9 protein-coding genes are annotated in these 6,582 nt (G+C 71.2%); 2 read left to right on the top strand and 7 right to left on the bottom strand.

From position 1 onward, the window contains the following. From ABNT58_RS15520 to ABNT58_RS15505, 4 genes are all read right to left on the bottom strand, one after another. Positions 1 to 472: ATP-binding cassette domain-containing protein (locus ABNT58_RS15520; protein WP_348754364.1), on the bottom strand; the 472-nt coding region annotated here is incomplete at its 3' end. Continuing rightward, positions 469 to 996: a DUF2796 domain-containing protein gene (locus tag ABNT58_RS15515; protein WP_348754363.1), complete on the bottom strand. Its 528-nt coding sequence runs from the start codon at positions 994 to 996 to the stop codon at positions 469 to 471. The genes ABNT58_RS15515 and ABNT58_RS15520, both read right to left, overlap by 4 nt. Next, positions 993 to 2,786 carry a zinc ABC transporter substrate-binding protein gene (locus ABNT58_RS15510; protein WP_348754362.1) on the bottom strand — a complete coding sequence of 598 codons (1,794 nt, stop codon included), beginning with the start codon at positions 2,784 to 2,786 and terminating at the stop codon, positions 993 to 995. The genes ABNT58_RS15515 and ABNT58_RS15510 overlap by 4 nt, the downstream gene beginning before the upstream one ends. Next, on the bottom strand, positions 2,786 to 3,523 hold the full coding sequence (locus tag ABNT58_RS15505; RefSeq protein ID WP_348754361.1) for an ATP-binding cassette domain-containing protein: 738 nt from the start codon (positions 3,521 to 3,523) through the stop codon (positions 2,786 to 2,788). Before ABNT58_RS15505 ends, ABNT58_RS15510 begins: the two co-directional genes overlap by 1 nt. 245 nt (positions 3,524 to 3,768) lie before the next feature. On the opposite strand from ABNT58_RS15505, the gene ABNT58_RS15500 reads away from it, so the two are divergent. After that, positions 3,769 to 4,149, top strand: coding sequence for a transcriptional repressor (locus ABNT58_RS15500; protein ID WP_348754360.1), 381 nt, complete (start codon positions 3,769 to 3,771; stop codon positions 4,147 to 4,149). Positions 4,150 to 4,262: 113 nt separating this feature from the next. After that, on the top strand, positions 4,263 to 4,511 hold the full coding sequence (locus ABNT58_RS15495) for a hypothetical protein (RefSeq protein WP_348754359.1): 249 nt from the start codon (positions 4,263 to 4,265) through the stop codon (positions 4,509 to 4,511). On the opposite strand, the gene nusB is transcribed toward ABNT58_RS15495, so the two are convergent. From nusB to ribBA, 3 genes are read right to left on the bottom strand one after another with little or no spacing between them, the layout of a single operon-like run. Then, positions 4,512 to 5,006 carry a transcription antitermination factor NusB gene (gene nusB / locus ABNT58_RS15490; protein ID WP_348754358.1) on the bottom strand — a complete coding sequence of 165 codons (495 nt, stop codon included), beginning with the start codon at positions 5,004 to 5,006 and terminating at the stop codon, positions 4,512 to 4,514. Beyond that, positions 5,003 to 5,467, bottom strand: a complete 465-nt coding sequence (gene ribH, locus ABNT58_RS15485) for a 6,7-dimethyl-8-ribityllumazine synthase (protein WP_348754357.1) — start codon at positions 5,465 to 5,467, stop codon at positions 5,003 to 5,005. The genes nusB and ribH overlap by 4 nt, the downstream gene beginning before the upstream one ends. 1 nt (position 5,468) lies before the next feature. Then, positions 5,469 to 6,578, bottom strand: coding sequence for a bifunctional 3,4-dihydroxy-2-butanone-4-phosphate synthase/GTP cyclohydrolase II (gene ribBA / locus ABNT58_RS15480; protein WP_348754365.1), 1,110 nt, complete (start codon positions 6,576 to 6,578; stop codon positions 5,469 to 5,471). Between the last annotated feature and the right edge of the window lie 4 nt (positions 6,579 to 6,582).

Below are 6,582 nucleotides of genomic sequence, written 5' to 3'. Positions count from 1 at the left end.
GCTGCTGCTGGCCGACCGACAGCGCGGTGGGCTCGCGCGTCCACAACGCGGGCGGCAGGTCCATGCGCTGCAGCAGCGCGCGGGCGGCGGCGGGCGCATCGCCCGCGGCCTGGCGGCGCACGGCCGAGAAGCGGCAGGGCAGCAGCACGTTGTCCAGCACGCTCAAGTAAGGCAGCAGGTTGAACTGCTGGAACACGTAGCCCACCAGGTCGGCCCGCCGCTGGTCGCGGCGGCCGGCCGGCAGGTCGGACCAGGCCTGGCCCTGCATCGTCACCCGACCCGACTGTGGCTGCAGCACGCCAGCCAGCACCGACAGCAGCGTGCTCTTGCCGCAGCCGCTGGGCCCGTGCAGGAACAACGTGCTGCCGGCCTGCACCTCGAAGTGGTCGATGGCCAGCGTGTCGTGCGCGGCACCCGGCCAGCGAAAGCGCAGGCTCTGGCAGTGCACCAGCGGCTCGGAGCCGGCCGTCATTTCGTCAGCACCACCCGCCGGTTCTTGCCGCTCAGCGTCTGCTTCGATTGGCCCTGGGGGCCGGCCACCTGCACCTGCAGCGACTTCACGCGCTTGAACGCATCGGCCAGGCCGACGTCGATCCAGGCGGCGCGGGTGGCGTCGGTGCAGCGGTAGGTCACGCTGCCTTCCAGGTCGGCATGCTCGCCCTCGGCCGGTGCGCCGCCCAGGCCCAGCGCGCCCGATTCCAGCGTCACGTCCTGCAGCTGGCAGCCTGCCTGCGGGTCGATGCGCAGCCAGCCATCGGCGGCGCGCAGCTTGGTCACGGCGGCGTCGGCGGCCTGCTTTTCGGTGGCGCTGCGCGGCGCCCGCTCGAAGCCCAGCAGGTTGTCCAGCGGCGTGTCGATGGCGACGGTGAGCTGCTGACGCTCGACGGCGATGTCCACCGCCACCTTGCCGTGCTCGTGCGCGGCGTGGGTTTGTGCCAGTGCCAGCGTGGGCAGCATCAGGGCAGCGGCCAGGGCGGTGAGGGTCGACTTCTTCATGGCGTGCGGGCCACCGGCGGTTGCCAGGCGGCGATCAGGGTGGTGAGATTGTGGTCCAGCAGCTTCAGGTAGCTGTCGGCAACGGTGCCGGGCGGCGACAAGGCATCGGCGTACAGCGTGCCGCCGATCACCGCGCCGGTGTCTTGGGCCACGCGCTGCATCATGCGCGGGCTGCCGGTGTTTTCCAGGAACAGCGCGCGCGTCTGTTCGGCCTTCATCTGGCGCATCAGCCTCGCCAGGTCGGCGGCCGAGGGTTCGGCCGCGGTGGTCCAGCCCTGCACGCTGGCCAGGCTAATGCCGTAGGCGGCGGCCAGGTAGCCGAAGGCGTCGTGCGAGGTGATGGCGCGGCGCTGTTCGGGCGGCACCTTGGCCAGCAGGGCGCGCAGGCGCTGGTCCTGCGCGTCCAGCCGCTGAAGATACTGGGCAGCGCGGGCGTCGATGGCGGCGGCCTGTGCCGGCACCAGCCGGCCCAGCGCCACCCGCAGGTTCTCGATGTAGACGTGGGCATTGGCCGGGTCATGCCAGGCATGCGGGTCGGGCGCGCCGTACACCAGGCGCGGCCGGATGCCGGTGGTGGCCACCAGCACCGGGCCGCGGTAGCCCGAGGCGGCCACCAGCCGGTCGAGCCAGCCCTCGAAGCGCAGGCCGTTGACCACCACCAGCTGCGCCGCGGCCAGCTGGCGCACCGCGGCGGGCGTGGGCTCGTACACATGGGCGTCGCCGCCCGGGCCCACCAGGCTGCTCACCTCCACCGCATCGCCGCCCACCTCGCGGGCCATGTCGGCCAGGATGGAAAAGCTGGCCACCACCCGCGGGCGTGCGGCGGCTTGCGGGTTGGCCTGCGCGTGCGCGGGCGAGGGTGCGCCGGCCAGGCCCACGGCCAGCACCGTCAGGAGCACAGTGCCCCCCAGGGCGCCGGCGGTGGCGGGCATGGCCGGACGCCAGGCGGCGCGCAAGCTGCCATGCCGGCCCAGGGCCAGCGACAGCACGTACACCAGGCCCGCCACCAGCACGATGGCCGGGCCCGAAGGCAGGCTGGCGTGGTACGAGAGCAGCAGCCCCGCCCAGGCGCTGAAGGCCGCGATGCCTGCGGCCAGCAGCGCCAGCGCTTCCAGGCTGCGCACCCAGAAGCGGGCCGCCGTGGCCGGCAGCATCAGCAGACCCACTGCCATCAAGGTGCCCAGCGCCTGGAAGCCGGCCACCAGGTTGCCCACCACCAGCGCCAGGAACAGGTAGTGCACCGCGGCCGAGCGGCGCGACACCGTGCGCATGAAAAGGCCGTCGCAGGCCTCGAACACGATGGGCCGCCACAGCAAGGCCAGCAGCAGCAGCGACACGCTGGACACGCCGGCCACCAGCTTCAGCGAGGCATCGTCCACCGCCAGCACGCTGCCGAACAGCACATGCATCAGGTCGACGCTGCCACCCTGGCGGGCGATCAGCAGCACACCGGCCGCCAGCGCGATCAGGTAGAAGGCCGCGAAGCTGGCGTCTTCACGCTGCGGCGTGAAGCGGGCCACCACGCCGGCCAGCAGTGCTACCAGCAGCGCGGCCACGAAGGCGCCCGCGCTCATCGCGCCCAGCGACAGGCCGGCCAGCAGGTAGCCAACGGCGGCGCCGGGCAGCAGCGCATGGGCCATCGCATCGCCCACCAGGCTCATGCGGCGCAGCACCAGCAGCGTGCCCAGCGGGCCGCAGGTCAGCGCCAGCGCCAGGCAGGCCACCAGCGCGCGGCGCATGAAATCGAACTCGGCAAAAGGCTGCCAGAACAGGGCTTGCATCAGGGTCATCAGGCGGGGGAGGGCAGGGCGGCGGCGTGTCGGGCCAGTTGTCGCTCGGCGTGGCGCCAGGCGGCCGAGGCCAGCGCGGCGTCGGCCGGACCTTGCAGCAGCGCGGTGCCGGCCATCAGCAGGGCGGAATCGAAATGCGCGCGCACGAGGGTCTGCTCATGCAGCACGGCGATCACCGTGCGGCCTTGTGCGCGCCAGGCCTGCAGCAGCGCCATCAGCGCGGTGGTGGTGTCTTCGTCCAGCGCGGCGAAGGGCTCGTCCAGCAACAGCAGCCGGGCGTCCTGCAGGCACAGCCGGGCGAACAGCAGGCGCTGGAACTGGCCGGTGGACAGCTCGCCGATCAGCCGGCGTTGCAGCGTCTGCAGGCCCAGGCGTTCGAGCACCTCGTCCACCGCCTGCGCCTGCGCGCGGCTCATGCCGCGCAGCGCGCCCAGCCTCGGCCACAGGCCCATGGCGGCAAAGTCGGCCACGGTGATCGGAAAGCTGCGGTCCACCTGTGATCGTTGCGGCAGGTAGCCCATGTGCGGCCGCAGGTCGGAAGCCACCTCGATGCGGCCGCTGTGGCGCTGCAGCCCGGCGATGGCGCCGATCAGGCTGCTCTTGCCGGCGCCGTTGGGGCCGACGATGGCGTGCAGACCGGCGCGGCCGAAAGCGGCTTGCACGCCTGCCACGGCGGACTGGGTGCCGTAGCGCACGCCCACGCCGTGCAGCTGCACCGCTGCGTCACTGGCCGCCATGCATCGCCCACGCCGCCATGGCCCACAGCAGGCCGACGCCCAGTGCGGCCACGCCGGTGCGCGGTAACGCGGCGCAAGCCAGCCAGCGCAACGCATGCGCCGCGCGCTCAACGGTGGGCGGTGCAGCGTGCTGAACGGTTGCCGGCGCGGAACTCAGACTCGGGATCATCCCCTAATGATAACGACTTCTCTTTATCGGGCGTGAGAGAATCGCCAATCACCCACGAACCGCTTTCTGCTACACGATGGAACGCTCGACCCGCCAACGCTCCGCCATCCGCGCCGTGATCGAGGCCGCCACGCGCCCGCTCACGCCGCAGGAAGTGCTGGACGGTGCGCGCACCGAGGTGGCAGGCATGGGCATCGCCACCGTATACCGCAACCTCAAGCTGCTGGTGGAAGAGGGCAGCGTGCAGGTGGTGGAGCTGCCCGGCGACAGCCCGCGCTATGAATCCAAGCACTTGGGGCACCACCACCATTTCCAGTGCCGGGCCTGCGAACGGGTGTTCGACGTGCACGGCTGCCCGGGCGATCTGGCCCGCCTGGCGCCCGCGGGCTTTCGTGTCGAGGCGCATGAGCTGACGCTGTACGGCCAGTGCGCCGACTGCGCAACCGGCCGCCATTAGGCCGGGCCGCCTAATCCGGCGCGCAGGTTCGGCGCTTGCTCGCTCTTGAGAGGGATGCGGCAGGCCCTCGGGCACAGGCAGCATCGTGACTCGTTCCACCCGGGAGCCGCACCATGCCTGCTTCATCCATCACGCTGCCTCCACCCCTGCTGGGCGAAACCCTGGCCGCCCACGGCTTTGACGCCGGGGACTTCGAGGTGGAGCACGATCCCGAGCCCGACCTGAGCGCCGCGCTGGGCCTGCAAGACAGCCTGTTGCTGGTGCGTCGGCGTTCCACCGGCGCAGTGCGCTTTTACCTGGGCGCTTCCTGGTACACGGCCGTGGTCAGTGACCTGACCACCGGCGAATTCGGCCGGGCGTGATCAGCCGGCCCGCCGCGCTTCCCGCGCGGCATTGACTTCCACCGACCGCAGGTCGGCCGCGGCCTTGTCCAGCACGCCGTTGACGTACTTGTGGCCGTCGGTGCCGCCAAAGTTCTTGGCCAGCTCCACCGCTTCGTTGATGGCCACCTTGTAGGGCACGTCGATGCAGTGCTTCAGCTCGTAGGCGCCGATCAGCAGCACCGCGTGTTCCACCGGCGACAGCTGCGAGGTCTGGCGGTCGACGTGGCGGGCCAGCACCGTGTCCAGGTCGGCCGCCTCGGCGATGCAGCCATGCAGCAGCGCGTCGAAGTGCGCCGTGTCGGCCTTCGAAAAATCTTCCTGCTCACGCATGTGCGCGTCGATCACGCCGGCTTCGGTGCCGGACACCAGCCATTCGTACAGGCCTTGCAACGCCACCTGGCGCGCGTGGCGGCGCGCCACGTTGGCGGCCGACGGCCGTTTCGGGCCGTTCGGCTTCTTGGGGGCGGGGCTCACTTCAGTTCCTTCAGCAACAGGGCCATTTCCACGGCCACACGGGCCGCGTCGCGGCCTTTTTCATCGATGCGGGCATCGGCCTGCACCTGGTTTTCCACCGTCAGGATCGCGTTGGCGATCGGCAGGCGAGCGTCCAGCGCCACGCGGGTGACGCCCGCGCCGCTTTCATTGGCCACCAGCTCGAAGTGGTAGGTCTCGCCGCGGATGATGCAGCCCAGCGCCACCAGCGCGTCGTAGTCGCCCGAAGCCGCCATGGCTTGCAGCGCCACCGGCACTTCCAGGGCGCCCGGCACGTCCACGGTGCGGATGCGGTCGGCGCTGACGCCCAGCGCCGCCAGCTCGGCCAAGCAGGCCTGCTGCAGGCCGGCGGTCACGGTGTCGTTGAAGCGCGCGCGAACGATGCCCACGCGTAGGTGCTCGCCGTTGAGGCCGGCGAGGGTGCCTTTGTCGGAGCCTTGCATGTCAGTCTTTCGAAGCAGGTGCTTCCGTGAATCCGGTCACTTCCAGGCCGAAGCCGACCATGCTGGGCATGCGGCGCGGCTTGCCCAGCAGGCGCATGCGGCGCACGCCCAGGTCGCGCAGGATCTGCGAGCCCACGCCGTAGGTGCGCAGGTCCATCGGGCCCGAGCTGCGTGCGGGCGCGGCGCTGGGCGCGGCCACGGCGCGCGTCAGCAGCGACTCGGCGTCTTCCGCGCAGTTGAGCAGCACCGCCACGCCGCGGCCGGCCGTCTGCAATGCGCGCAGGGCGCTGGGCAGCGACCAGGAGTGGCGCGTGTTGCTGGTGTCCAGCAGGTCCAGCACCGACAGCGGCTCATGCACGCGCACCAGCACTTCGTCGTCCGGCTGCCAGCTGCCCACGCTCAGCACCAGGTGGGCGCCGCCGGTACGGTCGCGGAACATCGCACAGTCGAAGCGGCCGTAGGCGGTGTCGAGCTGGCGGCCGCCCACGCGCTGGATGATGGATTCGGTATGGCTGCGGTGCTGGATGAGGTCGGCGATGGTGCCGATCTTCAGGCCGTGCTCCTGCGCGAACACTTCCAGGTCGGGCAGGCGCGCCATGGTGCCGTCGTCCTTCATGATCTCGCAGATCACGGCGGCGGGCATCAGGCCGGCCATGCCGGCGAGGTCGCAGCCGGCTTCAGTATGGCCGGCGCGCATCAGCACGCCGCCGTCCTGGGCCTGCAGCGGAAAGATGTGGCCCGGCTGCACCAGGTCGGCGGGCTGTGCATGCTTGGCCACGGCCGCCTGCACCGTGCGCGCACGGTCGGCGGCGGAGATGCCGGTGGTCACGCCTTCGGCCGCCTCGATCGACACCGTGAACGCGGTGCCGTGCTTGGTGCCGTTGCGGCTGGCCATCGGCGGCAGTTGCAGCCGTTCGCAGCGTTCCCGCGTCAGCGTCAGGCAGATCAGCCCGCGGCCGTAGCGCGCCATGAAGTTGATGGCTTCCGGCGTGGCATGCTCGGCAGCCAGCACGAGATCGCCTTCGTTTTCGCGGTCTTCCTCGTCAACGAGGATGACCATGCGGCCGGCAGCAAGCTCGGCGACCAGCTCGGGAACAGGAGAAATGGGCATCCGC

The organism is uncultured Aquincola sp. (genome assembly GCF_964001545.1).
Classification (GTDB): Bacteria; Pseudomonadota; Gammaproteobacteria; order Burkholderiales; family Burkholderiaceae_C; genus Aquincola.
The sequence above is the reverse complement of the archived record's forward strand: the minus strand, read 5'-3'. Positions and strand labels throughout refer to the sequence as shown.

What these genes read in the sequence shown, in the direction of transcription:
- ABNT58_RS15515 (WP_348754363.1), bottom strand. Translation starts at nt 996, where the DNA reads ATGAAGAAGTCGACCCTCACCGCCCTGGCCGCTGCCCTGATGCTGCCC.
- ribH (WP_348754357.1), bottom strand. Translation starts at nt 5,467, where the DNA reads ATGCAAGGCTCCGACAAAGGCACCCTCGCCGGCCTCAACGGCGAGCAC.
- ABNT58_RS15500 (WP_348754360.1), top strand. Translation starts at nt 3,769, where the DNA reads ATGGAACGCTCGACCCGCCAACGCTCCGCCATCCGCGCCGTGATCGAG.
- ABNT58_RS15510 (WP_348754362.1), bottom strand. Translation starts at nt 2,786, where the DNA reads ATGACCCTGATGCAAGCCCTGTTCTGGCAGCCTTTTGCCGAGTTCGAT.
- ABNT58_RS15495 (WP_348754359.1), top strand. Translation starts at nt 4,263, where the DNA reads ATGCCTGCTTCATCCATCACGCTGCCTCCACCCCTGCTGGGCGAAACC.
- ABNT58_RS15505 (WP_348754361.1), bottom strand. Translation starts at nt 3,523, where the DNA reads ATGGCGGCCAGTGACGCAGCGGTGCAGCTGCACGGCGTGGGCGTGCGC.
- ribBA (WP_348754365.1), bottom strand. Translation starts at nt 6,578, where the DNA reads ATGCCCATTTCTCCTGTTCCCGAGCTGGTCGCCGAGCTTGCTGCCGGC.